The sequence below is a fragment of the uncultured Aquitalea sp. genome (genome assembly GCF_945957525.1).
Taxonomy (GTDB): domain Bacteria; phylum Pseudomonadota; class Gammaproteobacteria; order Burkholderiales; family Chromobacteriaceae; genus Aquitalea.
The window spans coordinates 171422-198412 of sequence record NZ_CAMFLA010000002.1; the positions used below are offsets into that span (position 1 = coordinate 171422).

Here is a 26991-nt window from a genome sequence, read left to right on the forward strand (position 1 = left end):
AGGCGCCTTTTCTGTTGCTGGCCGAGGGCTGTTACAGCTTGATCAGCGTGCTCTTCAGTTCGGTGTACTTTTCCAGCGCGTGCAGCGATTTGTCGCGGCCGTTGCCGGATTGCTTGAAGCCGCCGAAGGGGAAGTTCATGTCGCCGCCTTCGTCGTAGCAGTTCACCCACACCGTGCCGGCGCGCAGACGGCGCGATACCTGATGGGCGGTGGTCACATTGGCGGTCCAGACCGCTGCGGCCAGGCCGTATTCGGTATCGTTGGCGATGCGGATGGCTTCTTCCACGTCATCAAAGGTGATTACCGACAACACCGGCCCGAAAATTTCTTCCTTGCAGGTGGTCATGTCGGCGCGTTGGCAGTCCAGCGCGGTGGGCTCGATGAACAGGCCCTTGTCGGTGTGAGTGGCCTTACCGCCGCAGATCAGGCTAGCGCCTTCGCTGACGCCCTTGTCGATGTAGGACAGCACCTTGTCGTACTGGATCTTGTCAACGATGGCGCCCATGCTGGTGGCCGGGTCCAGCGGCTCACCCGGATACCAGCCGTCAGCGGCCTTCTTGAACTCGGCGAGGAACTGCTCTTTCACCTTGCGATGCACCAGCACGCGGGAGCCTGCGGTACACATTTCACCCATGTTGTAGAAGATGCCGCCGGCTGCGGTGCGAGCCGCCTTGGCGATATCGGCGCAGTCTTCCAGCACGATGTTGGGAGACTTGCCGCCCAGCTCCAGCCAAACGCGTTTGAGATTGGACTGCGCGGCGTAACCGGCAATCAGCTTGCCCACGCCGGTGGAACCGGTAAAGGCCAGGCAGTCGATGTCCATGTGCAGGGACAGCGCCTTGCCCACATCGCCCGCCCCGGGCAGCACTTGGAAGATGCCGTCGGGGATGCCGGCTTCCTTGGCCAGTTGCGCAATGCGGATGGCGGTCAGCGGGGATTTTTCAGACGGTTTGACGATAACTGCGTTGCCGGCCGCCAGTGCCGGGCCGAACTTCCAGCTTGCCATCAGGATGGGGAAGTTCCACGGCACCACGGCGGCTACCACGCCGATGGCTTCACGGGTTACTAGACCCACCAGTTTCGGGTCTACCGGCGCAACTTCGCCGCCGATCTTGTCGATGGCTTCGGCAAACCATTCCACGCAGTAGGCTGCGCCCGGCACGTCCACCGAAGTGGTGTCGCCGATGGGCTTGCCCACATCCAGCGTTTCCAGCAAAGCCAGTTCGTCGCCGTGCTCGCGGATCAGTGCTGCGAAGCGTTTGAGAATCTTGCCGCGCGCCAGCGGCGCGAGGTCGGACCACTTGCCGGAGTCGAAGGCGGCGCGCGCGGCGCGCACGGCGGCTTCCACATCGGCCTCGCCGGCCCATGCGATGTCGGCCAGCTTCTGGCCGTTGGCCGGGTTGATGCATTCGAAGGTGCGACCGTCCGCCGAGGCGGTGTAGGCGCCGTTGATGAAGGCGCGGCCTTCAATCTTCAGTTCCGCTGCAAGCTGTTTCCATTCTGCATGGGTGCGAGCCATGGTGTTCTCCTTTGTAGCTTTATTGGGTCTGTGCGACCGGTCTTGATGTGCGGGTCGTCAACATCAGAACGTCGGCGGCGAGCTGGCGCTGACCATCTCGCAGACTTCATCGCTGGTGTTGCGGAAGCGATGGGGCAGGCGGCTGTCAAAGTAATAGGAGTCGCCGGGGCCCAGTTCCCGTGTTTCGTTGTTGACGGTGATTTCGATGTTGCCGGCAATGATCACGCCGCCTTCCTGTCCATCGTGCTGGAGCATGTCCGGGCCAGTGTCGGCGCCGGGCTCGTAACGTTCCTTCAGAATGGCGATGTCGCGCCGCTCGTGAGCGGTACCCACCAACAGCAATTTGATCTGATCGTTGCCGAGATTGGGAAGGTCCGAAGCTTCATAGAACACTTTGGGTTGTTGCGGTTCTACATCAAAAGTGAAGAACTCCGCCAGTGTCATTGGCAGACCTTCCAGCACTTTCTTCAAAGAACTGACGGAAGGGCTGACGCGATTCTGCTCGATCAGGGAGATCGTGCCGTTCGTGACGCCAGCCCTTTTGGCAAGTTCGCGCTGCGAGAGACCAAAGCGGTCTCTGACCATTCTCAATCGTGCTCCAACATCCATTGTCCAGTTCCATCTGTATGTTAATAATTTTAGACGTCACATGATAATTATTTTGAGCGAGCGACGCATCACTTGTTGCATTGCAAAATGAAATTTCTTTGCAACTTGGCAGGTTTATAGCCAGAATCAGCCATGGGAAGCAAGGGTGTTGTGGATTTTTTTAAACATGAATGGTTTGATATTCCACTAAAAGCCGTAGGAGGCGATTATGCTGATTGGCGTTCCGAAGGAAATCAAAAACCACGAGTATCGTGTGGGTCTGACACCCGCCGGCATTCGTGAATTGGTGGCGAATGGTCATAAGGTGTTGGTGCAGACCCAGGCCGGTCTTGCAATCGGCTTTACCGACGAGCAGTACATTCAGTCCGGGGCGTCCATCGCCTCTTCCGCCGAGGAAGTTTTCGGCAAGGCAGACATGATCGTTAAAGTCAAGGAGCCCCAGCCGGTTGAGTGCCGGATGCTGCGTTCCGGACAGGTTCTCTTCACGTATCTGCACCTGGCTCCCGATCCGGAGCAAACTAAACTTTTGATCGAATCTGGCGCAATCGCTATCGCTTATGAGACAGTAACGGATGAGCGCGGCGGTTTGCCTCTGTTGGCCCCGATGTCCGAAGTGGCCGGTCGCATGGCGGTGCAAGCCGGCGCGCATGCACTGGAGAAGGCGCAAGGCGGTCGCGGTGTGCTGTTGGGCGGAGTGCCCGGCGTGGCGCCGGCCCGCGTGGTGGTGATTGGCGGCGGTGTAGTGGGTTTGAATGCGGCGCGCATGGCGACCGGTTTGGGCGCGGATGTGACGATTCTGGACAAATCGCTGCCGCGCCTGAAGGAAATCGACATGGTGTTCGGCGGGCGCATCAAGACGCTGGTGTCCAATGCCGCCAATATCGACGAATGCATTCGCGAAGCCGACATGGTGGTGGGGGCGGTGCTGATTCCGGGCGCGGCTGCGCCGAAGCTGGTGACGCGAGCCATGCTGGGCAACATGAAACCCGGCGCGGTGCTGGTGGATGTGGCCATTGATCAGGGCGGCTGTTTCGAGACCAGTCGGGCTACCACGCATCAGGATCCGATTTACGTGGTAGACGGCATTGTGCACTACTGCGTCGCCAACATGCCCGGCGGCGTGGCGCGTACCTCCACCCAGGCGCTGAACAATGCGACGCTGCCCTTCACCCTGGAGCTGGCCAAGAAGGGTTGGCGGCAAGCGCTGCTGGACAACGCGCATCTGCGCAACGGTTTGAACATCTGTCGCGGCAAGGTGACTTACCAGGCCGTGGCGCATGATCTGGGCTACGATTTCGTGGACCCGATGGAGGCCATCAAGGCGGCTTCCTGATACATCAATAACTAACCAAGAGACATCAAGAGGTTTTTATGCAGCAACCGATCATCGGTATCCCGTGTGACATCAAGATGGTAGGCCCGTTGCCGTTTCACGCGGTCGGCGAAAAATACATCGCCGCCGCGGCCGGCGCGGTGAAGGGCGTTCCGGTTCTGATCCCCGCGCTGGGTGCGGATATCCCGGTTCGCGACATTCTCGACATGGTGGACGGCGTGCTCCTTCCGGGCTCGCTGTCCAACATCGAGCCTCACCGTTATGGCGGCGCAGCCAGCCGCCAGGGGACACTTCATGATCCGGCGCGTGATGCAACAACGCTGCCGCTCATCGACCTTCTTCTGCAAGAAGGCATCCCGCTTCTGGGTATTTGCCGCGGTTTCCAGGAAATCAATGTTGCACTGGGCGGCGAACTTTTCCAGCACGTACAGGAAGAGGAGGGCTTCAAGGACCACCGCGAGCCCGATACTCAGAATCTGGATGAGATGTATGGTCTGGCTCATGCCCTCCATCTGCAACCCGACAGCCTGCTCAAGGGCTGGATGGGCGGCAAGGAGGTCGTGGAGGTGAATTCGCTTCATCAGCAAGGCATCAAGCGTCTTGCCGACCGTCTGGCGGCGGAAGGCGTGGCCGATGACGGGCTGATCGAAGCTTACCGGGTAAAGGATGCCAAGGGCTTCGCTTACGGCGCTCAATGGCATCCCGAGTGGAAGTACTGGGAAAATCCGGTATCCATGGCCATTTTCAACGCTTTCGGTGACGCTTGCCGCAAGCGTCGTGCAGATCGCAACCGCTGATCCACGCACGTCATCCAGAGCCGGGTTACCGGCCAACAGGAAGTAGAGGAAATCATGAATCAAATCAATGACTGGCTGCGCGAGCACCGTATCACTGAAGTCGAATGCATCGTGCCGGACATGACCGGCGTGGCGCGCGGCAAAATCGTTCCCAAGGACAAATTCGTATCGGACCCGGAAATGCGTCTTCCGGAGGCCGTACTGATCCAGACTGTTACCGGCGACTACCCGGATGACAGCATGCTGGACCTCACCGACCCCGACATGGTGCTGACGCCTGATCCGGGCTCCCTGCGCTTTGTGCCCTGGGCGGCAGACCCCACCGCACAGCTGATCTATGACTGCTACCGCGCGGACGGCTCGCTGGTGGATGTGGCGCCGCGCAGCGTGCTCAAGCGCGTTCTGGGCCTGTTCGATGAAATGGGCCTGGAGCCGGTGCTGGCGCCGGAAATGGAGTTCTACCTGATGTCGCCGAACCCGGATCCGGACATCCCGCTGACCGCTCCGATCGGTCGCACGGGCCGCGCCGAGTTTGGTCGTCGTTCCTACTCCATCGACGCGGTCAACGAATTCGACCCGCTGTTCGAAGATATTTACGACTATTGCCATGCGCAGAATCTGGAAGTGGATACGCTGATTCATGAAATCGGCACCGCCCAGATGGAAATCAACTTCCTGCACGGCAACCCGCTGGATCTGGCCGATCAGGTATTCCTGTTCAAGCGCACCGTGCGCGAGGCGGCGTTCCGTCACAATATGTACGCTACCTTTATGGCCAAGCCGATGGAAAACGAGCCCGGCTCCGCCATGCACATGCACCAGAGCCTGGTGGACAAGAATACCGGCAAGAACGTGTTCACCAAGGAAGACGGCAGTCCGTCCGACATCTTCTTCCACTTCATCGGCGGCATGCAGAAGTACATCCCGGAAGTGATGCCGTTCTTCGCGCCTTACGTGAACTCCTTCCGTCGCCTGAGTCCGTATACCGCCGCACCCACCAACGTGGAATGGGGCTACGACAACCGCACCGTCGGCCTGCGTGTGCCGCATTCTTCCCCGGCTGCCCGCCGTGTGGAAAATCGCGTGCCCGGCGTGGACGTCAACCCGTACATCTCCATGGCCGCCACACTGGCTTGTGGCTACCTCGGCATCGTCAACAAGATCAAGCCGCGCGACCCGATGTCCACCGATGCCTACGAACTGCCGTTCCAGTTCCCGCACGGCGCGGAAGAGTCGCTCAAGCGTTTGGCTGCCTGCCCGGATATTCCGGATGTGCTCGGCCCTCGCTTCGTCAAGATGTATCTGGGTATGAAGGAGAAAGAATTCTCCGAATACTTCCGCGTGATCAGCCCGTGGGAACGCAAGTACCTGCTGCTGCACGTGTAAACCAAAAAAAGTAGTGCCTTTGGGAGGGAAAGGCTGGCCAGCCGGCCAGCCTGACATCAGGCCCTGGGAGAGGGCCGAAGAAACTGTGAAGGAAAGACTGTTATGCAGAAGCAACGTACGACGACTGAATGGCGCGAACTGGATGCGGCCCACCACCTGCATCCTTTTACTGACACCGCCTCGCTCAACCAGCAGGGCGCGCGCGTCATTACCAAGGCCGAAGGCATCTTCCTGTATGACTCCGAAGGGAACAAGATTCTCGACGGCATGGCCGGTCTGTGGTGCGTGAACATCGGTTATGGCCGCAAAGACCTGTCCGATGTGGCCAAGCACCAGATGGACGAGCTGGCCTACTACAACACCTTCTTCAAAACCACGCATCCTGCGGTGGTGGAACTGTCCCACCTGTTGGCCGAAGTGGCGCCGAAGGGCTTCGATCACGTTTTCTATACCAATTCGGGTTCCGAATCGGTAGACACCATGATCCGCATGGTGCGTCGCTACTGGGACGTGAAGGGCAAAAAGGACAAGAAAACCCTGATCGGCCGCTGGAACGGCTATCACGGCTCCACCATCGGCGGCGCCAGCCTCGGCGGCATGACCTATATGCACGAGCAGGGCGATCTGCCGATTCCCGGCATGGCGCACATCGAACAGCCGTGGTGGTACAAGCACGGCAAGGACATGACGCCGGAAGAGTTCGGCGTGGCTGCGGCCAAGTGGCTGGAAGACAAGATTCTTGAAATCGGCGCCGACAAGGTAGCTGCTTTCGTGGGCGAACCGATTCAGGGCGCTGGCGGCGTGATTATCCCGCCGTCCACCTACTGGCCGGAAATCCAGCGCATCTGCCGCAAGTACGACATCTTGCTGGTGGCTGACGAAGTGATCTGTGGCTTTGGCCGCACCGGCGAATGGTTCGGTCATCAGACGCTGGGCTTCCAGCCGGACATCTTTACTACCGCCAAGGGCTTGTCCTCCGGCTATCTGCCGATCGGCGCGGTATTCGTCAGCAATGCCGTGGCGCAAACGCTGGCCGACGGCGGCGACTTCAACCACGGCTTTACTTACTCGGGCCACCCGGTAGCCGCCGCCGTGGCGCGCGCCAACGTCAAGGCGCTGCGCGACGAAGGCATCGTCGATCAAGTGAAAAACGATACCGGCCCGTACATGCAGAAGCGCTGGCGCGAAGTGTTCGGCCAGTTTGAACACGTGGACGACATTCGCGGCGTTGGTCTGATCCAGGCTTTCACGCTGGTGAAAAACAAGGCCACGCGCGAACTGTTCCCGAACAGCGGCGAAGCGGGCATGATCTGCCGCGACATCTTCTTCAAGAACAACCTCATCATGCGCGCTTGCGGCGATCACATGGTTTCCGCGCCGCCGCTGGTGATCAGCAAGGCTGAAATCGACCAGATGCTGGAGATTGCGGCCAAGTGCATGCAAGAGTTCGAGCGCCAGCTCAAAGAGCGCGGCCTCGTTTGAGTTTTTTCGGAATTGTCTGTTCCATCCTTCAGGGCCTGCCATGCAGGCCCTTTTTTACATCCGGCGTCTGCGCTTGCCTAAGCGCAGGGGTGCTGGCTACAAAGAAAGAGTCGCGAGGCCGGTGTCAAGGGCGTTGATGCCCGAGGTCAAGGTTTGGCGGGGCGTGCAATGTAAAGATTCATGGGCAAGTCGCTTCGGCAAACCTTGGCTCATGCTATTATTTCACTCGTCATCAGACGTTGAACGCATTTACCAGCCTGTGGTGAGGGCTTGCGATTCAACGCGGACCGGTCGCAGCGTCATGGGGATGGCGCGCGGACGGCAGCCAGGTACGAAGCGCGGGCGGGCGATAGCGGCCCGACGCGGTATCACGATAATCACAATCACAGGACCAACAAGCAATGTTCGTCGCGATCGGCTATCTCATCATTCTCGGTTCCGTGCTGGGGGGCTTCGTGGCCGCCGGCGGTCACGTCGCTGCGCTGATGCAGCCGCTGGAAGTGGTCATGATTGCAGGCGCTGCCGTGGGCGCCTTCGTCGTCGCCAACGGGGGCTCCCCGCTCAAGGCCACAACCAAAGCGCTGCCTACCGTATTCAAAGGCACGCCATACAACAAAGCCTTTTATATGGAATTGTTCACCTTGCTGTTTGAAATCCTCTCCAAGGTACGCAAGGAAGGCCTGATGTCCATTGAGGCCGACGTGGAAAACCCGGAAGCCAGTCCGGTGTTTTCCAAGTACGCGGCGGTGCTGCACGACCACCATGTCGTAGAATTCATTTGCGACTACCTGCGGTTGATGGTGGGCGGCAACCTCAATGCTTTCGAAATCGAAAACCTGATGGATGTGGAAATCGAAACCCACCACCACGAAGGCGAAGTGCCGGTAAACGCGGTAAAGGGCCTGGCCGACGGTCTGCCGGCTTTCGGTATCGTGGCCGCGGTGATGGGCGTGGTGCATACCATGGAATCCGTAGGCGCGCCGCCGGCGGAGTTGGGCATGCTGATCGCTCACGCGCTGGTGGGTACCTTCCTCGGGATTTTGCTGGCCTACGGTTTTGTGGGCCCGCTGGCCACCATTCTGGAGCACAAGCTGGGCGACGGCACCCGCGTCTACCAGACCATCAAGGTGACCCTGCTGGCCAGCCTTAACGGCTACGCGCCGCAGGTGGCGGTGGAGTTCGGCCGCAAAGTGCTGGCCTCGCATGATCGTCCCTCCTTCAAGGAGCTGGAAGATCACGTCAAGCAAGCCAAAAAATAAGCGGAGCGACCCAGTATGGCAGACGAATCGCAACGCCCAATTATCGTCAAACGCATCAAAAAAGGCGGCCATGGGCATCATGGCGGCGCCTGGAAAATTGCCTACGCCGACTTCGTAACGGCAATGATGGCCTTCTTCCTGCTGATGTGGCTGCTTGGTTCCGCTTCGCAAGGCACCCTTAACGGCATTGCCGAGTTTTTCAAGACCCCGCTGAAAGTGGCGATGGCAGGCGGCGAGGGCGCCGGCGACGCCACGTCAGTCATCAAGGGCGGCGGCAACGACCTGACCAAGAAAAACGGCCAGGTCAACAAGGGCGGCAAGGACATGCAGGACGAAGAGCAGCGCAAGCAGCAAGAGAAAAAAGCGCTGTCCCAGCTGCAAAAGCAGATTGAGCTGACGGTAGACCAAAGCCAGATCCTCAAGGACTACAAGAATCAGTTGAAGCTGGAAATCACGCCGGAAGGCCTGAAGATCCAGATTGTCGACGAACAGAACCGGCCTATGTTCGACGCTGGCAGTTCACGCATGTTGCCGCACACTCGTCTGCTGCTGCAGCAGTTGGCGCAGGAACTCAATCAACTGCCCAACCGCATCAGCGTCTCCGGCCATACCGATGCATCGCCCTTTGCCGGTGGACAGGGCGGTTACAGCAACTGGGAGCTGTCGGCTGATCGAGCCAATACCGCGCGCCGGGAGCTGATTGCCGGCGGTCTGGCGGAAAACAAGGTATTGCGTGTGGTAGGCCTGGCTTCGGCCAACCCCCTGATCAAGAGCAATGTCTTCAGCCCCGAAAACCGCCGCATCGCCATTGTGGTGCTGAACAAGGAAACCGAAGAGGCCCTGCTGAACGATGGCGTGAAGCCGCAGTTCAACCAGACGCCGATTGGCGGCCCTGCGCAGGGCGAGCAAGCGGCCCAGGGTCAGTAAAGCGGGCCGCGCTTGTTGTTGCGACACCTGTTGATCCAGTTGCTGGCCGCTGTCGGCAGCTGGGTATTCATTGCGCCGGCCGTCGATCCATTGCCTTGGGCTGTTCTGCAGGGCTTGTTTGCGGCTTTGCTTTGCTATTTCTGGCGCATGCCGGGCTGGCTCAAACTGACGCATGGCCTTTTCACGCCGGCCATTGTGGTGTTGCAGCAGCAGGGCGTACCACCTTGGGTGTATCTGGCGGCTTTTCTGCTGACTTTCGCCTTGGGGCGCAACGCGGCAACCGAAAGAGTGCCTTTGTACCGGTCTTCGGTGGAGGCGGCAGATGCGCTGGCCAGCTTGCTGCCGCAGGGGTGCCGCTTGCTGGAGGCTGGCTGCGGCGATGGACGCCTTGCCATGCTGCTGGCGGCGCGGAGACCTGATCTTGTCATCTGCGCCATGGAAAATGCCTGGGGTGGCTGGTTGCTGGCCAAATGGCGCTGGTGGCGCGCCGGCAGCCCGGCATCCGTTTCGATTCGTTGTCGCAGTTTCTGGAAAGAGCACTGGGGGAACCACGATGCGGTATATGCTTTCCTGTCTCCTGAACCCATGCCGCGCGTCTGGGAAAAATTCCAGCGTGAAGGCGCGGATGGCAGCCTGCTGGTCAGCAATACTTTCGTCGTTCCCGATGTTCAACCCGACAGTCGGATTCCGCTTGGCGGACCGCTGCAAAAAGCACTGCTGATCTGGCGCCACCCACATGGAACTCGCTAACTGGTTTTCCTCGATTTCGGAACGACGCTGGCCTATCCTGCCGTCAACGCTGGTAGAGCTGAAGGACGCCTGCGCGCGGCACAGCGACCTCATCAGTTTCACCACGCTGGCCAATGTCTGCCTGTCCGACCCCTTTCTGTTGTTTGATCTGTTGCGCGTAGTGGGCGGCTCTCGCGCGCTACAGCGCAACGAGTCCATCCCGTCGGTAGAGCAGACGCTGATGCTGATGGGGCTGGAGGCGGTGGTGAACCGCTTCGGCAAACTTACCGCCATTGCGCCGGTTGAAGGCAAGCTCGACCCCGAAGTGATGGATGCGGTGGAAGACTGGATGGGGCGCAGCCGCGTTGCCGCGCTTATCGTCAAGGAATGGCTGTCCATTTCCGGCGAGCACAAGGTGGAAGACTGTTTCGTTGCCGCGCTGATCTACAATCTGCCTGCTTGCCTGTATCTGATTTACCGCAACCAGCTGCCGGACAAGCCGCTGTTGCAAGAAGTGGCTGATGCTTTCAATACAGACTACTCCAAGCTACTGGAGCAGTTCGTCAAAGCGATTCCGCTGCCTGCGGGGCTGCTCAACTTGCTGGGCAGCGGCGCGCCCAACAAACGCAAGCAGCTGCTGAAACTGGCCATGGCCACCGCCAATTCAGTGGAGCAGGGCTGGTGGCGTTCTCCCTGGAATGTGGGTATCGACGCAGCGGCCAAGCTGATTGGCGCTACGCAGCAGCAGGCTTACGACGCTGTGGTGCAGGCCTGCCTGATGGTGGCGCGCCAGCACAAGGTGGACGCCTATGCTTATCCGGCGCGCGCCTTGTTGTTTTGCGAGGGGGAGTATCTGCGGCCGGAACTCAAGAAGGTGGCGGTGTTGTCGGCATCGCCGGAGCAGCTGGATCAAGGCGTGCGGGAATCCATACGCCACTTGGGCAACGATCTCAAGTTCGAACGCATCCTGTACTACCGCTACGACCACGACACTCACAGTTTGCGATTGAAATATCAGGTAGGCCTGGCGGAAGGCCATGTACTGCGCAAGTTGCCCCTTGAGCTGGATCCCGGTACCTTCTTCGCCCTGCTGACCAGTAAACCGCAGAGTTTCCATGCGCCGGACAGCGTGCGACTGCAATTGGTGCGCAAATACGAAGACGAATTCTTCGAACATATCGGCGATTGCGAATTCGCCGTCATGACACTGTTCGCCGGACATCGCCTGGCTGGCGTGTTCTATGTGGATAATGGACGCAGCAACAAAGTCATAGACGAAACCATCTATCACCGCTTCAAGGAATTGGTGGCGCGCTTGTCGCCGCACCCCTAACGCATGCCGTACCCGTATAAAAGCATTACCTCCCCGCAAAACGAAACCGTCAAACACCTGGCCCGGCTGGCGCAAAGCAGCCGCGACCGTCGCCGTGAGGGCGTGATGCTGCTGGAGGGCATTCACCTCCTGCAGTCTAGCCTCGAGCAGGGCGTGGAGCCGTTGGCTGTCTATGTCAACGACCAGTCCGTCGCTCATGCCGAAGTCAGCCGTCTGCTGCAAGTCCTGTCTGCCGACTGTGACGTGATCGCCATGCCGGATGCGGTGTTGGCCAAGGCCAGCGCCTTGGCGTCCGCACCGGAGTTACTGACCATGTGCCGCCGCCCAGAGGCGGGCCAGATGGTGGCGGGAGAGTCGTGCGTCCTGCTGGAAGATCTGCAAGACCCGGGCAATATCGGCACCATCCTGCGTGGGGCGGCTGCGTCCGGCGTGCGCAGCGTATGGCTGTCCAAAGGCTGTGCCGATGTGTATTCGCCCAAAGTGTTGCGCGCCGGCATGGGTGCGCACTTTGTACTGGATATTCATGAGCAAGCGGATCTGGCCAGTGCCATGCGCGGCTTTGCCGGGCGGCGGTTGGTCACGCACCTGGAGGGCAGCGTCTCTCTGTATGCCGAAGACCTTTCCGGACCGGTGGCGTTGGTATTCGGCAATGAAGGCGCTGGCGTGAGCGAGGCGCTGGTGGCGCTGGCGGATGCCCGGGTGCGCATTCCCATGCCCGGGCATGCCGAATCCCTCAATGTGGCCATGGCTGCCACCGTCTGTCTGTTTGAGCGGGTGCGTCAGTGCGAAGCGAAGGCGGGCCGATGAAGCGCCTGCTGCTGGCGGTACTGTTTCCGTCGCTGACTGCCTGCGCGGCCGGGCCGGAAGTGGCGGTGGATGTAGGCCATTCGCTCAAGGCGACCGGCGCGCGCAGCGCCAGCGGACAAACGGAGTTTTCTTTCAATCAGCGACAAGCGCGGCAGCTGTCGCAAGCGCTAACCGCGCGCGGCATTGGCACGGTGCTGATTGGCGAGTTGGGCGAGATGGATAAGCTGACCGATCGCACAGACAAGGCCTCGGCGCAACGGCTATTCGTCTCGGTGCATCACGATTCGGTGCAGCCGCAATATCTGGCCGAGGCGGGACGCTTCCACGGCTATTCGGTATTCGTTTCGCGCCGCAATCCTTACCCCGAGGCCAGTCTGGCCTGTGCCCGCCGTATTGCCGCCGCGCTGCAGCAGCGCGGCGAGTCGCCCACTATGCACCATCACGAAGCCATTGCCGGCGAGAATCGTCCGTTTGCAGACGAGGCGCTGGGCGTGTACTGGTTTGACGATTTGGTGGTGTTGCGAACGGCCCGCCAGCCGGCCGTGCTGGTGGAACATGGCGTGATTGTCAATGCGCAAGAGGAAAAGCGTTTGGCCGAGCCGGCAGTGGAGCGCAAGTTGGCCGAAGCGGTGGCGGATGGCGTTCAGGCCTGTTTGCCTGCCTTGCCGCAGCGGTAAGCGTTGAGGACAAGGCCGCTATAAACGGCGCACGCGCCGAGCATGCGCAGGTCGTTGCTGTGTCTGGCGAGACGCGGCCGGCCCTTGGGCGTGTGCTCTTGCCTTCACTGTCCGGTTGTAGCCGCAATCAAACGGCCCCGTCGGCTTGCGCCGGCGGGGCCGTTGTACTTCGATGGGGTGGCAAGGCTTATTGCAGCTTGCTGTTCATGCAGCCGGCGCTCTTGCACTCGCGCTTGCGATCATTGAGGAACTGCAAGCGTTCGATGGTGGTGCGGGCAGCGCAATCCAGATTTACGAAAAAGCCGCGCGCGTCCTTGTAGCTGCAGCTGTCGTTGCGGCTGCGAATCCAGGCCAATTGGCCGTTTTTCAGCTGCTTTTTGCCATCGGCGTCCAGCATCTTGGCCAGTTCGCCGTAACTCTCATTCAGATCCTTGTCGGCCTGGCTGTAAACCTTGTTCAGACAGTAAAGATCGTCGAAGTCGTTCTTGGGCTTGTCGCAAGCGGAGTTGGCGTAAGCGCCGACACTGGCGGCCAGCAGTAGAAGGGCGAGCAGTTTTTTCATGATGGCGGTCACTTTGGGACAAAGACGCCAATCTAGCATGTCGTCATGATTTTGCCCATTTGCCGCATCGGAAATCTGTCGCGGCGCGCTTGGAGCTGAACGTCTCGCCTGGCAATGCAGAGCATCGAGGTGCTTATTGTGCTTTGGCGGCCAGTCCCAGTTGCTGTCTTGCGTCGGCAATGGCTCTCACGCGTGCGGCATCCACTGCTTCCGGAATGTGTCGTTTGTCTTCGCAGGCGGCGGCGATGGTGCCTGCGTCCACCTGCAACGCCGCGTCCAGCATGGCGGCCAGCCAATCGGCCTGCGGGTAGGGCGTCTGCTCGAAATGTAGTCTGCCGCGCGCATCAGCCACGCTCGCGGCCAGCATCAGTCGGAAACGTTCGGGACGGCGCAAGGCGTCGGTGTCGCGGAACAGTCGCAGTATCGTGGAGGATTTCATTTCGCCGGCGCAATGTACCTTGGTGTGGTGCAGGGTGGTAATGCGGGCGAGGTCGCGGCAGTCGGCGGGCACGCGCAGGCGTTCGCACATCGCCAGCAATGGTCTTTCCCCGCGGGCTTCGTGCCCGATGTGGCGCGGCAGTACGTCCGCAGGCGTGAGCGCTTTGCCCAGATCATGCGTCAAGGCGGCAAAACGGGCAGGCAGAGGCAGCGACATGGCGGCTGCGGTGTCGATAACCCGCATCACATGATCGCCGGTATCGATTTCCGGGTGATAGTCCGCGCGTTGCGGCACACCAAACAGCGCGTCCACCTCGGGCAGGATGCGCGCGAGCGCGCCGCATTCGCGCAGGATGAGGAAGAAACGCGAGGGCTGGGCCTCCATCAGCGCGCGCGCCATCTCTTGCCATACGCGCTCGGCAACCAGCGCATCTACTTCGCCTTGGTCTACCATGTCGCGCATCAGCGCCATGGTTTCCGGTGCGACGCTGAAGCCGAAACGGGCGGCAAAGCGGGCCAAGCGCAGAACGCGCACCGGGTCTTCGGCAAACGCTTCGCCCACATGGCGAAGGATGCCGTCTAGCGCATCCTGTCTGCCGTTGTAGGGGTCGATCAACACACCGTCTTCGTCTTCGGCCATGGCGTTGATGGTGAGGTCTCGACGGGCCAGGTCTTCTTCCAGCGTCACGTCCTCTGCCGCATGGAAGGCAAAACCGTGATAGCCCTTGCCGGTTTTGCGCTCGGTGCGCGCCAGCGCGTACTCCTCATGGGTACGGGGATGCAAAAAGACGGGAAAGTCTTTGCCTACCGGTTTGAAACCCTTGTCCAGCATGGTTTGCGGATTGGCGCCCACCACTACCCAGTCGCGGTCTTTGACGGGCAGTCCCAGCAGGCGGTCGCGCACGGCGCCGCCGACGATATAGATCTTCATGTTCAACGCGCTGCGGTTTCCCGGTAACGGGAGAGAACGAAGTTGATTTCAGCACAGCCCAGATAGCCGGGCGCTACGGTTTCCAGCGCGACGGGCTCGAAACCCAGCAGCGCGGAAGGGAAGGGATGCGGACTGACGTTGTCCACCTGCAACGAGCGCACATTGTCGCGGCTCATCAGCGTCGGGCCGGGCAGCATTTCCATGATGCCGGCCTGCAGCATGGCAAGCCCCGGCGGCAAGCCGAATACGGGTCGCGGGTGGCCGGTGAGGCGGCCTACGTAGCGCACCAGTTCGGCGAGTGTGTAGTCGCGAGGGCCGGCCAGGTCCAGCTTCTGGCCAATGGTGGCCTTGTTGCGCAGGCTGGCGGCCACCGCTCGAGCCACATCGCCTGCCCAGATCGGGGCGAAGCGGGTGTCGGCGCCGGCCAGCGGCAGGGCCGGCAGGGTTTTCAGCAGGCCAGCGAACAAGGTAAGGAAGCTGTCGCCCTGGCCGAACACCACCGAAGGACGCAGGATGGTCCAGTCCAGGCCGCTGGCTTGCAGTGCGGCTTCGGCCAACCCTTTGGTTTTCTGATAGTCGCTGGGCGCATCCGGCGCCGCGCCCAGCGCGCTGATGTGCACGATGCGGCGAATACCCGTTTTCTTGCAGCCGGCGATGATTTTCTCCAGCAAGTGAAGGTGGGCGGTTTCGAAGGCGGCGCATGAGCCGTGCAAGATGCCCACCATGCTCACTACCGCGTCATGTCCGCGCAACAGTTCTTCCAGCGCCAACGGGTGGTGCACATTGGTGGAGACCAGCTCGGTTTTCGGCAAGACGATCAGCGGCGCCTTGTGCCGATCGCGATTACGGGTGGCGATGGTGATGGCGGCTTCGGCGCGGGCCAGCTCTTCGGCGATGTAGCCGCCGATGAAGCCACTGCCGCCGATCAGGCAAATGCGTTGCTCATGCATGGGCGTTTCTCCTCGTCAGATCAGCGCGCGGGCACGGTTCCCATGCGCGCTTTCAGGGACAGATTGGCGTGGCCGAAACTGCTGGCGTAGAACGCTGCGTTGGCCATCACTTTCTGAACATAGTCGCGGGTTTCGCTGAAGGGAATGGTTTCTGCGTAGATGGTGCCGTCCAGCGGCCGGCTGTCCTGCCAGGCGCGGGCACGCGCCGGGCCGGCGTTGTAGGCGGCGGTGGCCATCACCTCGTTGCCCATCAGATTGTCTTTGACGTATTTCAGATACCAGGTGCCCATTTGCACATTGGTGTCGATGTCGTTTACCTGATAACGGGTCAGGCCGATTTTTTTCGCCACCCAGCTGGCGGTGGCGGGCATCAGTTGCATCAGTCCGGACGCGCCCACGCCGGAGCGGGCCACCACGATGAAGCGGCTTTCCTGGCGAATCAGGCCATACACCCAAGCGTCGTCCACGCCGATTTCGCCGGCGTAGCGGCGGGTCACGTCGCGATAGGGCGTGAGGTAACGCAGGGAGAAGTCGTGTTCTTCCTTGGTGCGTTCCGCGCTGTAAATGGCCATGTCGAAAAACTCTTCGCGGCGGCCGATTTCGGCGGCGGCCAGCAACTGCATGTCGTTGCGGCCGCGCATGCCCCAGCGCCATTCGCGGGTGGCGTCGGTGCGCAGTTCGGGTTTGCCGAAGCGTTGGCTGACGCTAAACAGCGCCAGCGCGCGTTTCACGCTCGGGTCGTTCTTCATGCCGTTGATGTCGTCGCCGGACGGCGTGCCCTTGGCGGCCGGGGCGGACATGGCGTTGCCCAGCTCCTCCAGCGCCAGCAGGTTGTAGTAGGCGTGACCCACGCTGGCGCGAGCAAACAACGTGGTGGCCTCATTGGGCTTGCCCATTTGCTTCAGGCTGCGACCGCGCCAGTACTGCCAGGCCGGTTTGCCGGCCACCTCGGCCGGCATGGCACCGATGATCTCGTCCAGTTTTTGCCATTGCTCGCCGCGCAGTGCCGAGCGGGCCCACCATTCCCATTGTTCGGCGGTGAGCTGTTGCGGGTCGGCCTTGGCGAACCATTGCAAGGACTGGGCCGGCATTTGCTTGCGTGCCGAATACAGCGCCAATTGGCCCCAGGCAAAGCCACGGCGGTCTTTGCTGAGCGAAGCTTCCGTATTGACCAGCGTGCTGGAAGCGGCATTCAGGTCGGTGCGCCCCTTGCGCACGATGTCGTAAACGATGGCTTCCTGGCCGCCGGGCGTGGCGGGGTTGGCCGAAGCGGGTTTGTTGAGCGCGGCATTGTCCAGCGGCAGATTGCCGGCATCGGCCAGCGCACGGGCCTGGGTGACAAAGTTGCCGGCCAGCAGCAAGCGCACGCGCCGCCACAGCCAGTCTTGATTCACATAGCCCTTGGCGTAGGCGGTGGCCATCAGCGTGTTGCAGCCTTCCGGCGCGGGGCGGCTGTCGAGGAAACGGTCCAGATTGTCCGGCTTCTTGCCGGACTGCATGTCCAGTAGCTGGCCATAGCAGGCGGATTCGTCATCGCGGCCTTCATCCGGCAGCTTTTTCCATTCGGCGGCAAAGGCCGACCAGTTTTCTCGCTTGCCCAGTTTCTTCAGCCATTCATTGCGGATGCGCTCGGGCAGCAGGCCTTCTTTCACGCTGGAAAGAAAGCGTGCGACTTGTGCGTCGTTGTCCTGATCCAGCGCCTTGAGCGTCAGCCAGTAAGCCGGGTAGTCCTTGAGCGGGTAGCTGGCCGGCATGGCATCGGCGATGGCTTGCAAGCGGCTGAGGTTGTTGGCGCGGTAGGCATCGCGGGCGGCGACCAGATCGTCGTCGTTGCCGGCCAGCGCAAATGCAGGCAGCAGAAGGGCGGCAACAGGAAGCAGACGGTGGGGGAAAGCGGAAAAACGCATGCTGGATTGATCTCATTTTCTGGCAACGACCAAGCGTCGCCGTGCAAAACCGGAAAGTGGGCTCAGGCCGCGCGCCGGCGCGGCGGCAAAATCGACAATGAAGTCGCAAAGTATACCTGCAAATGGCGACGCAACCATGTCGCCAGGGTGGCCAGGGCAGAGGGTTGACAGCCCGCAGGGGAAAAGTTCAGCCGCGGGGGGCAAGAAAAAAGGCACGCCATGCGTGCCTTTGCGGTGTTTCGCATGCCGGGCTGAGGACGGCGTCAGGCGTCCAGCCCGCCCTGGGCGAGCTCTGCGGCGCGCACTACGGCGCGGGCCTTGTTCTGGGTTTCTTGCCATTCGGATTCCGGCACCGAGTCGGCGACGATGCCGGCGCCGGATTGCACGTAAAGCATGCGGTTTTTGACCACAGCGGTGCGAATGGCGATGGCGAGGTCCATATCGCCGTTGAAACCCAGATAGCCGACCGCGCCGCCGTAAATCCCGCGCTTGGTGGGTTCGAATTGGTCGATGATTTCCATCGCCCGCACCTTGGGCGCGCCGGACAGGGTGCCGGCGGGGAAGGTGGCTTTCAGGATGTCGATATTGGACACGCCCTCGCGCACTTTGCCTTCCACGCTGGAAACAATATGCATCACGTGCGAGTAGCGCTCGATCACCATGTTGTCGGTGATGTTGACGCTGCCGGTGGCGGCGACGCGGCCGATATCGTTGCGGCCCAAGTCCATCAGCATCACGTGCTCGGCGATTTCTTTCGGATCGGCCAGTAGCTCTTCGGCCAACGCTTCGTCTTCATCGCGGGTTTTGCCGCGCACGCGGGTGCCGGCAATGGGGCGCACTGTCACGGTTTCATGCTCACGGCGCACCAGGATTTCCGGCGAGGAGCCCACCACGTGGAAGTCGTCGAAATGGTAGAAGAACATGTAGGGCGAGGGGTTGAGGCTGCGCAGGGCGCGGTAGAGCGACAAGGGCGAATCGCTGTAGGGCATCTGCATGCGCTGGGCCAGCACCACCTGCATGATGTCGCCGTCCACAATGTATTGCTTGCACTGCTCCACTGCATCCTTGAACGCCTCCTGACCATACTCGGAAACGGCGCGGCTGGTTTGCGAGGGCAGAGACAGCGGAATGTCCATGGGCTCGCGCAGGCGGGCGCGCAACTGGCCCAGACGGCTTTCAGCCTTGGCCAGCGCGTTGGGCACTGCCGGGTCGGCGTAGACGATCAGATAAAGCTTGCCGGACAGGTTGTCCACCACCGCCAGCTCTTCCGACACCATCAGCAGGATGTCCGGCGTGCCTACCGGATCGGGCTTCTGGGTTTTGGCCAGGCGTTTTTCCACGTAACGGATGGTGTCGTAGCCGAAGTAACCCACCAGGCCGCCGGTGAATCGCGGCAAGCCATCGATGGGTGGCGCGCTGAAGCGCTGCTGGAATTGTTCGATGAAAGCGAGCGGGTCGCCCTGGTATTGCTCGATGACTTTGTCGCCGTATTCCACTTGCACGCGGTCGGCATTGACGCGCAGGCGAGTGGTGGCCGGCAGGCCGATGAAGGAGTAGCGCCCGAAGCGCTCGCCGCCCACTACGGATTCCAGCAGATAGGAATAGGGCTGGTTGGCCAGTTTGAGGTAGACGGACAGCGGTGTGTCCAGATCGGCGAACAGTTCGAGCGTTACCGGGATGCGGTTGTAACCGGCGGCGGCCAGTCTGGCGAATTCTTCTTGCGTCATGATGTAAACCTGAAAACCGTGGTGTGAGCCGGGAGCTGGTTCAGCTCCGCCGTGCCGCATAGTTCAAGGCAAGGCCGTGACGGGCTGGCGGCAATTGAACGCGCTCCATGTGCGTTATGGGTGAGGAGCGGCTTGTCAGCGTTGCCATCGCCAGCTGGCCGGAGCGGGCAGGAAGGTCATGATGCGAGGATTTTCCATGGTCGGATTGATGATCAGCGGGTTTTATTCTTCATCAAATCGTACAGTTCGGCAAGATTGTCCAGTACCAGATCCGCGCCCAGATTGGCGGCGTCGCCATAACCATAACTCACCGCCACGGCGGCGGAGCCGGCCGCGCGCGCAGCCAGCACGTCGTTGTGAGAGTCGCCCACCATGACCAGTTCGGCCGGCTTGATGCCCAGCACCTGGCACACATGCTCCAGTGGCAGCGCGGAAGGTTTTTTCTCCGGCAGGGTGTCGCCGCCGATGATCAGGCTGAAGCTGTCGCGCAGTTTCAATTGCTCCAGCAGCGGCACGGCAAGATATTCCGATTTGTTGGTGATCACCACCAGCGGCAGTTGCAGGGCCTTGAGCAGGTCCAGCGCCGCCAGTACGCCGGGGTAAATGCTGGTGCGGTCGGTCAGGTGTTCGTGGTAGTAACGCACAAAGAAGGTAAAGCCGGCTTCCCATTGCGCACTCTCGGCCTGACCTTCGCGCTGGTCGGTGATGGCGCGGTGCACCAGGCTGGCGATGCCGTCGCCGACGTGTTCCTGGATGCGCAGATCGGCTAGTGGCGTCAGGCCGAGGTGCTGGCGCATGGCGTTGGCGGCGGCGGCCAGATCGGGAATGGAGTCCACCAGCGTGCCGTCCAGGTCAAAAGCAACAGCTTTGATGTCTTGCAGATTCATGAGATTCCTTGTGCGCGGGGCGCAGGGCGGCCCCGGTGGCTTACAGTGTACGAATATCCAGCACCGGGCATTCGCCAAAACGGTCGGACAGGGTGTAGTCGAGAATGCGTCGGGCGGCGTCGGCAGGACTGCTGAGCCCGCCTTCGGCTTTCAGCGCTTCGAAGCGCGGTTTGTTGGGAAATTGCGCCGGATCACTGTCGCGAATGGCCCCCTGCATGTCGGTATCGATCACACCCGGGTAAATGGCGGCGATGCGCGCCGGGTTGGCGGCGTCGGCCTGTTCTTCCGCCACGTGGCGACAGAAGTGGTCCAGACCGGCCTTGCCGCTGCCGTAGACGCCCCAGCCGGGGTAGGCCTTGACGGCGGCGCCGGAGGAAATGCACAGCACGCGACGCTCAACGGCCAGGTCGTCGGTATGGCGCAGCAAGGCGTCAGTCAGCAGCATGGGCGCGGTCAGGTTGATGGCGATGGCTTGCGCCAGCTCCTGGGCTGGGTAAAAACCGACGCTGGCGATGGGCGTTACCACGCCGGCATTGTTGATCAGCAGCACGCCGTCGTCGCAGTCCCCACCAAGCAGGGTCAGCGCTTCGGCCAACATGCCGTCCAGCAGCGCGCTGTCGGCCATGTCGGCGGCAAGAAAGTGCGCTTTGCCTGGGTGATTGGCCGCCAGCGTGCGCCAGTCTTCGCTTTCACGACGGGCCGCGCCTGCGACGGCATAACCCCTGGTCAGCAGGTCGGCGGCAAAAGCCAGACCCAGCCCGCGCGACGCGCCGGTGACGATGGCGGCGGGCATCAGGCTGACTTGGCCAGTTCGGCGCGCATCGCGGCGATCACGCTGGGGTAGTCGGGTTGGCCGAAGATGGCCGAACCGGCGACAAAGGTATCCGCGCCGGCGGCGGCCACTTCGGCGATGTTGTCCACTTTTACGCCGCCGTCCACTTCCAGCCAGATCTCGCCGCCGTGCCCGGCGGTGTATTCATCGATGCGGCGACGGGCTTCGCGTACTTTTTCCAGCGCGTGGGGGATGAATTTCTGGCCGCCGAAACCCGGATTGACCGACATGATCAGGATCATGTCCACCTTGTCCATCACATGATCCAGCCAGGACAGCGGCGTGGCCGGGTTGAATACCAGGCCGGCCTTGCAACCGTTTTCCTTGATCAGCCCCAGGGTGCGGTCAATGTGCTCGGAGCCCTCGGGGTGGAAGGTGATGATGTCGGCGCCGGCCTTGGCGAACATCGGCACCAGGCTGTCCACCGGCTTCACCATAAGATGCACGTCGATCGGGGCTTGCGTGTGCGGGCGGATGGCCTCACATACCAGTGGGCCCACGGTGAGGTTGGGCACGTAATGGTTGTCCATCACGTCGAAGTGGATGATGTCCGCGCCGGCGGCGATCACGTCGCGCACCTCCTGGCCTAGGCAGGCAAAGTCGGCCGAAAGCAGGCTGGGGGCGATACGGAAGTTGCGCATGGTCTACCTTGAAACGTATTGGAGAGGAATGGCCGCTATTTTAGCGCGCCATGGCCTGGCGAGCGGGATAAAATGCAGAACAACACAAGAGGGAGGACGCCATGTCCGAGAAAACCTACCGCATCGAAGTAAGCGCCGAACCGCACTACATCGAGGAGCAATCCAATGTGGCGGCGGATATCTATATCTTCGGCTATCGCATCACCTTGACCAACACCGGCACGGAGCCGGCGCAATTGATCAGCCGTCACTGGATCATCCGCGACGCCAACAATCAGGAACAGGAAGTCCGGGGCATGGGCGTGGTGGGCGATCAGCCGCGCCTGGAGCCTGGTCAAAGTTATGAATACGCCAGCTCGGCCCACCTGAAAACGCCGTATGGTTCCATGTCCGGCAGTTACCAAATGCTGGCTGACGACGGCAAGCGTTTTGACGCGCCGATTCCGGAGATGCAGCTGGTGGCGCCACGGGTGCTGCACTAATCCATAGCGCCAGCGTACTATCGGCGGGTGTCTGGAGCGGCTGGCAAAATGCCTGATGCTGTGTTGCGTCGGCGGCCGTACTCAAGTACTGCCTGCTACGGCGCGCCTTGTCTCAGCCGGGATACAGATTTTTATTAGCCGCTCTTGGCCGGCCTGTCACTTTCCATTCAGAAAATTCCATGCGAACCAGCCATACCGGCCCAGCGCCGACCGACCGCAATGATCTGCAAACCCTGAAAACCCTGCTGCCCTATCTGTGGGATTTCAAATGGCGCGTAGCGCTGGCCTTGTCCTGCATGGTGCTGGCCAAGGTGGCTGCAGTCAGCGTGCCGCTGTACCTCAAGGACATCATCGATCAGCTGTCCGTGCCGGCCACGCTGCTGGCCATTCCCGTCATGGCTCTGGTGGGCTACGGTGCGGCACGCTTGCTGTCCAGCGTGCTGGGCGAACTACGCGATGCAGTGTTTGCCCGCGTGATCCAGGGCGCGGTGCGCAGCGTGGCGCGCAATGTGTTCCAGCATCTGTTCAAACTGTCCTTGCGCTTTCATCTGGATCGCCAGACCGGCGGCATGAGTCGAGACATCGAACGCGGCACCAAGGGCATCGGCTTCCTGCTCAATTTCACGGTCTTCAACATCCTGCCCACGCTGCTTGAAATCGGCATGGTCACGGTCATTCTCATGCACCGTTACGCCTGGGAATTCGCCGCCGTGACGCTGGGCACCATCGTCATCTACATCGTCTTCACGCTGGTCATCACCGAATGGCGCACCGTGTTCCGTCGCAGCATGAACGACCTGGATTCCAAGGCCAACGCCAAGGCTATTGATGCGCTGCTCAACTATGAGACGGTGAAGTACTTCAATAACGAGCGTTATGAAGAGGCGCGTTACGACAAGAATCTGGCTGCCTGGGAAGCGTCGGCAGTAAAGAACCAGGTGTCGCTGTCGCTGCTGAACGCCGGTCAGGGCGCCATCATCGCCACCGGCGTGACGCTGATCATGGTGCTGGCCGCGCGCGATGTGGTGAACCACAGCATGACCGTGGGCGACGTGGTGCTGGTGGCCACTTTCATTACCCAGTTGTACGCCCCGCTCAATTTCCTCGGCTTCGTCTATCGCGAGATCAAGCACTCGCTGGCCGACATCGAGCGCATGTTCACCCTGCTTTCGGCCAACCTTGAAGTGGAAGATCGCCCGGGCGCGCCTCGTCTGGACACGCGCCAAGCCGCCATCCGCTTCGACAAGGTGGGTTTTGCTTACGATCCTTCCCGTCCCATTCTGCGCGATGTGTCCATTGATATCCCGGCCGGTCGCACCGTGGCCGTGGTGGGCGCCAGCGGCGCGGGCAAGTCCACTTTGTCCAGGCTGCTGTACCGCTTCTATGACGTGGGCGAGGGCGCCATCACGGTTAATGGGGCGGACATCCGCGCTCTGGCGCAGGACAGCCTGCGTGCGCACATCGGCATCGTGCCGCAGGACACCGTGCTGTTTAACGACAGTATCTACTACAACATCGCTTACGGTCGTCCGGACGCCACCCGCGAAGAAGTGGAAGAGGCGGCGCGCTCCGCCCACATCCACGATTTCGTCATGGGTTTGCCGAAGGGCTACGACACGCCGGTGGGCGAGCGCGGCCTGAAACTGTCCGGCGGCGAGAAACAGCGCGTGGCCATTGCGCGCACCATCCTGAAGAATCCGCCCATCCTGATTTTTGACGAGGCTACCAGTGCGCTGGATTCACGCACGGAGAAGGCCATTCAGCAGGAGTTGGCCACCATTTCCGCCAATCGCACCACGCTGATCATCGCCCATCGCCTGTCCACCATCGTGGATGCGGACCGCATCGTGGTGATGGATGGCGGCCAGGTGGTCGAGCAGGGCAGCCACCGCGAACTGGTGGCGCAAGGCGGGCGTTATGCCGAGATGTGGCGCTTGCAGCAAGAGCAGGAGGATAGCGTACTCGCCGGTTAAGCCGCGTGGGTTGAAAATGCCAAGGCCGCAGCGATGCGGCCTTTTTTCTTGTGATTTCAGGATGAAATCCGACGCTTACCTATATGGATGGCATATCGCGATATATTATTAGAGCAATTGCTTTGAAATGTTGACACGAATAGTGAATAGACATTTAAATGGAGCTATATAATAACCGTGCTATTGCCGCTCTTACGTCATAAAAACAGGCAGGCGCAATACAGCAATACCGGGATGTGGTCCTGATCTGGAACGCGGCAGTCACAAGCAGGCGCCATGTGTGATCAGACGATGTCTCCGCGGCTGGCTTTTCCGGCCGGCAAATCGGCAGATTGGGGAATGTTGCCATGAAAGTTCATCGCAGCCGCAGATTGATAGAAGTGGTGTGGCCTTTTGTCGCCATCATGCTTGCCTTGCTGGTGCTCAGTACATTCAGCCTGAATGTACTGAGCACCATCCGGGCATATGTGGCCGGCGAGGGGCAGTGGTCCAAAGCACAGAAGGACGCTATTTACTATCTGTCCCGTTACGCGGGCACCCGCTCGCCCAATGACTTTCAAGCCTATCAGTCGGCCATAGCCATTCAACTGGGTTACCGGCAGGCGCGCATGGCGCTGGACCAGCCCCAGCCGGATCTGGAAAAAGCCCGGCAAGGCATGCTGCAAGGCGGCACGCATCCTGAAGACGTGGAAAACGGCATACGCGCTTTCCTTTGGTTTCGCCATGTGAGCTATATGAGCCAGGCCATTTACTTCTGGCAGATTGGCGATCGCTACGTGATGGAGCTGGCCAGCCTGGCGGATCGCCTGCATGACGGCTTTACCCAGGCCAGCATCAGCCAGGATGAACTGATGCTGGCCAGCCAGCGCATTCGCGAGATCAACGATGAGTTGCGGGAGCCTACCCGGTCCTTCTCCGCCGTGCTGGGAGAGGGGTCTCGCATGGCCAGTCTCGGACTGTGGTGGATCAATCTGATCGCCGGCCTGGTGTTGCTGGCGCTCACCATTCGCCAGGTGCGCCTGCTGCTGTTGCAGTCGGCCCGCTTCGAAGATGCCCTGCATGGAGAAAAAGAGCGGGTGGAAGCCACGCTCGACGCCGTGGGCGATGCGGTGGTGTCGGTCGATCTGTCGGGCAAGGTGCTGTATTTGAACGCAGTGGCGCAAGTGATGCTGGGCGCCAAGGGGCGCGCGCTGGCCGGTTCCTACCTTGAGGATGGATTGACATTGCTGGACGTGTCCGGCGGCGGCAACGATGCGCTGACCATGGCCAGCCTGCGCGCCCAGGCGGCGGGCAAGCAGCATTTCCCCTTGCTGCGCTTGCAAACCGCGGATGGTGAAAAGCATATGGTGTCGATGGTGGCCACACCGGTGCACGACGTTTACGGCAGGGTGGCCGGCCTGGTGCTGGCCTTGCATGACAAATCGGTGGAAATGCAGTACATAAACCACTTGTCCTGGCAGGCCGCTCACGATGCGCTGACCGGTCTTTACAACCGGCGCGAGTTCGAACAGCGCGTCGTGAAGGCGCTGGGGCGGCTGGCGATGGCCTCGTCGCGTCATGCCCTGCTGTTTGTCGATCTGGACCAGTTCAAGCTGATCAACGATACCCACGGCCATGGCGCCGGCGACGAAGTGTTGCGCCAGTTGTCGCGCCTGTTGACCGATCAACTCGGCAACGAGGACGTATTGGCGCGGTTGGGCGGTGATGAATTCGGCGTCTTGCTGGAGGATTGCAGCGAAGACGCTGCGCTGGAAAAGGCCGACCGTTTGCGGCGGGCGATCAGTCAGGCGCACTTCCAATGGGAAGGCATGCTGTTTTCAGTCAGCACCAGCATCGGTCTGGTGTCCCTGCATGAGGCGGGGGCCACGTTGGCCGAAGCCATGCAGGCGGCCGACATTGCCTGTTATATGGCCAAGGAAAAAGGCCGCAACCGTATTCAGATCTACAACGATCGCGATGCGGAGTTGCAGGCCAGATCGCATGAAATGGCCTGGGTGCAGCGGCTGCGCGATGCGCTGGAGGAAGAGCGTTTTTGCCTGTACGGACAGGAAGTGGTGCCGGCGGCGGCTGACGCGCCAGCCGGGGGGCGGCATCTGGAGGTGTTGTTGCGGCTTGATAGCGAAACCGACGGCCTGATTTTGCCGGGCCAGTTCATTCCTGCTGCTGAACGTTTTGGCCTGATGCCTGAAATTGATCGCTATGTGGTGCGCAAGACCTTCGAAACATTGCAAGCGAGACGGCAGGTGGGCGTGGACGACATCGCGCTTTGCGCGGTGAACCTCTCGGGCGCCTCGCTGGGGGATGATGGCTTTCTCGATTTCATCCGCGACCAACTGGGCCGGTATGGCATTGCGCCGGAGCGTATCTGTTTCGAAGTGACGGAAACCAGCGCCATCAGCAATCTGGCGCGGGCTACTGCCTTCATTGATGCTCTCAAGGCGGTTGGCTGCCGTTTCTCGCTGGATGATTTCGGCGCGGGCATGTCGTCTTTCGCCTATCTGAAAAGCCTCAACGTGGATTATCTGAAAATAGACGGCAGCTTCGTCAGGGACATGTTGGTAGACAATACCAACCGCACCATGGTGGAAATGATCAACCATTTGGGCCATGTCACCGGCAAGCAGACCGTCGCGGAATTCGTCGGCTCGCGAGAAATTCTCGAAGAGCTGAGACGTATCGGAGTGGATTTCGTCCAGGGGTATTTCATCGGTGAACCCACTCCGTTTTCCTCGGCGCTGCCGCCGGCGTTGTCGCAGACAAGCGGCAGCGGCGCTGCGCACGAGCCATACAGACCCTAGGATAG

Annotated in this window: 23 protein-coding genes; 13 read left to right on the top strand and 10 right to left on the bottom strand. The window is 60.9% G+C overall.

Annotated features, from left to right (window positions below; all coding sequences use genetic code 11):
• Nucleotides 1-31: 31 nt before the first annotated feature.
• Together Q0P52_RS02585 and Q0P52_RS02590 are read right to left on the bottom strand one after the other, a co-directional pair.
• Nucleotides 32-1519, bottom strand: a complete 1488-nt coding sequence (locus Q0P52_RS02585) for an aldehyde dehydrogenase (protein ID WP_293764138.1) — start codon at nt 1517-1519, stop codon at nt 32-34.
• A gap of 63 nt (nt 1520-1582) precedes the next feature.
• A complete protein-coding gene (locus Q0P52_RS02590; RefSeq protein ID WP_293764142.1) occupies nt 1583-2128 on the bottom strand; it encodes a cupin domain-containing protein in 546 nt (181 codons plus the stop codon).
• Between the two features lie 208 nt (nt 2129-2336).
• Between Q0P52_RS02590 and ald the strand changes: the two genes are divergently transcribed.
• From ald to Q0P52_RS02640, 10 genes are all read left to right on the top strand, one after another.
• Nucleotides 2337-3461 carry an alanine dehydrogenase gene (gene ald / locus Q0P52_RS02595; protein ID WP_293764144.1) on the top strand — a complete coding sequence of 375 codons (1125 nt, stop codon included), beginning with the start codon at nt 2337-2339 and terminating at the stop codon, nt 3459-3461.
• A gap of 38 nt (nt 3462-3499) precedes the next feature.
• A complete protein-coding gene (locus Q0P52_RS02600; protein ID WP_293764146.1) occupies nt 3500-4258 on the top strand; it encodes a gamma-glutamyl-gamma-aminobutyrate hydrolase family protein in 759 nt (252 codons plus the stop codon).
• A 54-nt stretch (nt 4259-4312) separates the two neighbouring features.
• A complete protein-coding gene (locus tag Q0P52_RS02605) occupies nt 4313-5644 on the top strand; it encodes a glutamine synthetase family protein (RefSeq protein ID WP_293764149.1) in 1332 nt (443 codons plus the stop codon).
• A 102-nt stretch (nt 5645-5746) separates the two neighbouring features.
• Complete coding sequence (locus tag Q0P52_RS02610; protein ID WP_293764151.1) at nt 5747-7126, top strand: aspartate aminotransferase family protein; 1380 nt, start codon at nt 5747-5749, stop codon at nt 7124-7126.
• Nucleotides 7127-7527: 401 nt separating this feature from the next.
• On the top strand, nt 7528-8385 hold the full coding sequence (motA, locus tag Q0P52_RS02615) for a flagellar motor stator protein MotA (protein ID WP_293764154.1): 858 nt from the start codon (nt 7528-7530) through the stop codon (nt 8383-8385).
• Nucleotides 8386-8400: 15 nt separating this feature from the next.
• Entirely contained in the window at nt 8401-9312 is a 912-nt protein-coding gene (motB, locus tag Q0P52_RS02620) for a flagellar motor protein MotB (RefSeq protein WP_293764156.1), read from the top strand.
• 12 nt (nt 9313-9324) lie between these two features.
• Complete coding sequence (locus Q0P52_RS02625) at nt 9325-10062, top strand: SAM-dependent methyltransferase (protein WP_293764158.1); 738 nt, start codon at nt 9325-9327, stop codon at nt 10060-10062.
• Nucleotides 10049-11374 (top strand): HDOD domain-containing protein, encoded by a 1326-nt coding sequence (locus Q0P52_RS02630; protein WP_293764161.1) that lies wholly within the window; start codon nt 10049-10051, stop codon nt 11372-11374. The genes Q0P52_RS02625 and Q0P52_RS02630 overlap by 14 nt, the downstream gene beginning before the upstream one ends.
• A 3-nt stretch (nt 11375-11377) precedes the next feature.
• A complete protein-coding gene (locus Q0P52_RS02635; protein ID WP_293764164.1) occupies nt 11378-12181 on the top strand; it encodes an RNA methyltransferase in 804 nt (267 codons plus the stop codon).
• The gene (locus Q0P52_RS02640) at nt 12178-12858 is read left to right on the top strand and encodes an N-acetylmuramoyl-L-alanine amidase (RefSeq protein WP_293764167.1); all 681 of its coding nucleotides are present in this window, start codon (nt 12178-12180) and stop codon (nt 12856-12858) included. The genes Q0P52_RS02635 and Q0P52_RS02640 overlap by 4 nt, the downstream gene beginning before the upstream one ends.
• Nucleotides 12859-13045: 187 nt before the next feature.
• On the opposite strand, the gene Q0P52_RS02645 is transcribed toward Q0P52_RS02640, so the two are convergent.
• From Q0P52_RS02645 to rpe, 8 genes are all read right to left on the bottom strand, one after another.
• Nucleotides 13046-13420, bottom strand: a complete 375-nt coding sequence (locus Q0P52_RS02645) for a lysozyme inhibitor LprI family protein (RefSeq protein ID WP_293764170.1) — start codon at nt 13418-13420, stop codon at nt 13046-13048.
• 133 nt (nt 13421-13553) lie between these two features.
• A complete protein-coding gene (locus tag Q0P52_RS02650; RefSeq protein WP_293764173.1) occupies nt 13554-14789 on the bottom strand; it encodes a multifunctional CCA addition/repair protein in 1236 nt (411 codons plus the stop codon).
• Between the two features lie 2 nt (nt 14790-14791).
• The gene (locus Q0P52_RS02655; RefSeq protein ID WP_293764176.1) at nt 14792-15739 is read right to left on the bottom strand and encodes a complex I NDUFA9 subunit family protein; all 948 of its coding nucleotides are present in this window, start codon (nt 15737-15739) and stop codon (nt 14792-14794) included.
• Between the two features lie 20 nt (nt 15740-15759).
• The gene (locus Q0P52_RS02660) at nt 15760-17646 is read right to left on the bottom strand and encodes a lytic transglycosylase domain-containing protein (RefSeq protein ID WP_293764178.1); all 1887 of its coding nucleotides are present in this window, start codon (nt 17644-17646) and stop codon (nt 15760-15762) included.
• A gap of 263 nt (nt 17647-17909) precedes the next feature.
• A complete protein-coding gene (trpE, locus tag Q0P52_RS02665; protein WP_293764355.1) occupies nt 17910-19376 on the bottom strand; it encodes an anthranilate synthase component I in 1467 nt (488 codons plus the stop codon).
• 209 nt (nt 19377-19585) lie between these two features.
• Complete coding sequence (locus tag Q0P52_RS02670; RefSeq protein WP_293764180.1) at nt 19586-20260, bottom strand: phosphoglycolate phosphatase; 675 nt, start codon at nt 20258-20260, stop codon at nt 19586-19588.
• 40 nt (nt 20261-20300) lie between these two features.
• Complete coding sequence (locus Q0P52_RS02675; RefSeq protein WP_293764183.1) at nt 20301-21053, bottom strand: SDR family NAD(P)-dependent oxidoreductase; 753 nt, start codon at nt 21051-21053, stop codon at nt 20301-20303.
• Nucleotides 21053-21733, bottom strand: a complete 681-nt coding sequence (gene rpe, locus Q0P52_RS02680; protein ID WP_293764186.1) for a ribulose-phosphate 3-epimerase — start codon at nt 21731-21733, stop codon at nt 21053-21055. The genes Q0P52_RS02675 and rpe overlap by 1 nt, the downstream gene beginning before the upstream one ends.
• 101 nt (nt 21734-21834) lie before the next feature.
• Between rpe and apaG the strand changes: the two genes are divergently transcribed.
• The 3 genes from apaG (at nt 21835) to Q0P52_RS02695 (ending at nt 26986) form a co-directional block, all read left to right on the top strand.
• Nucleotides 21835-22215, top strand: a complete 381-nt coding sequence (gene apaG, locus Q0P52_RS02685; RefSeq protein WP_293764189.1) for a Co2+/Mg2+ efflux protein ApaG — start codon at nt 21835-21837, stop codon at nt 22213-22215.
• A 179-nt stretch (nt 22216-22394) separates the two neighbouring features.
• The gene (locus Q0P52_RS02690) at nt 22395-24188 is read left to right on the top strand and encodes an ABC transporter ATP-binding protein/permease (protein ID WP_293764192.1); all 1794 of its coding nucleotides are present in this window, start codon (nt 22395-22397) and stop codon (nt 24186-24188) included.
• A gap of 347 nt (nt 24189-24535) precedes the next feature.
• Nucleotides 24536-26986: an EAL domain-containing protein gene (locus Q0P52_RS02695; RefSeq protein ID WP_293764194.1), complete on the top strand. Its 2451-nt coding sequence runs from the start codon at nt 24536-24538 to the stop codon at nt 26984-26986.
• Nucleotides 26987-26991 lie beyond the last annotated feature (5 nt).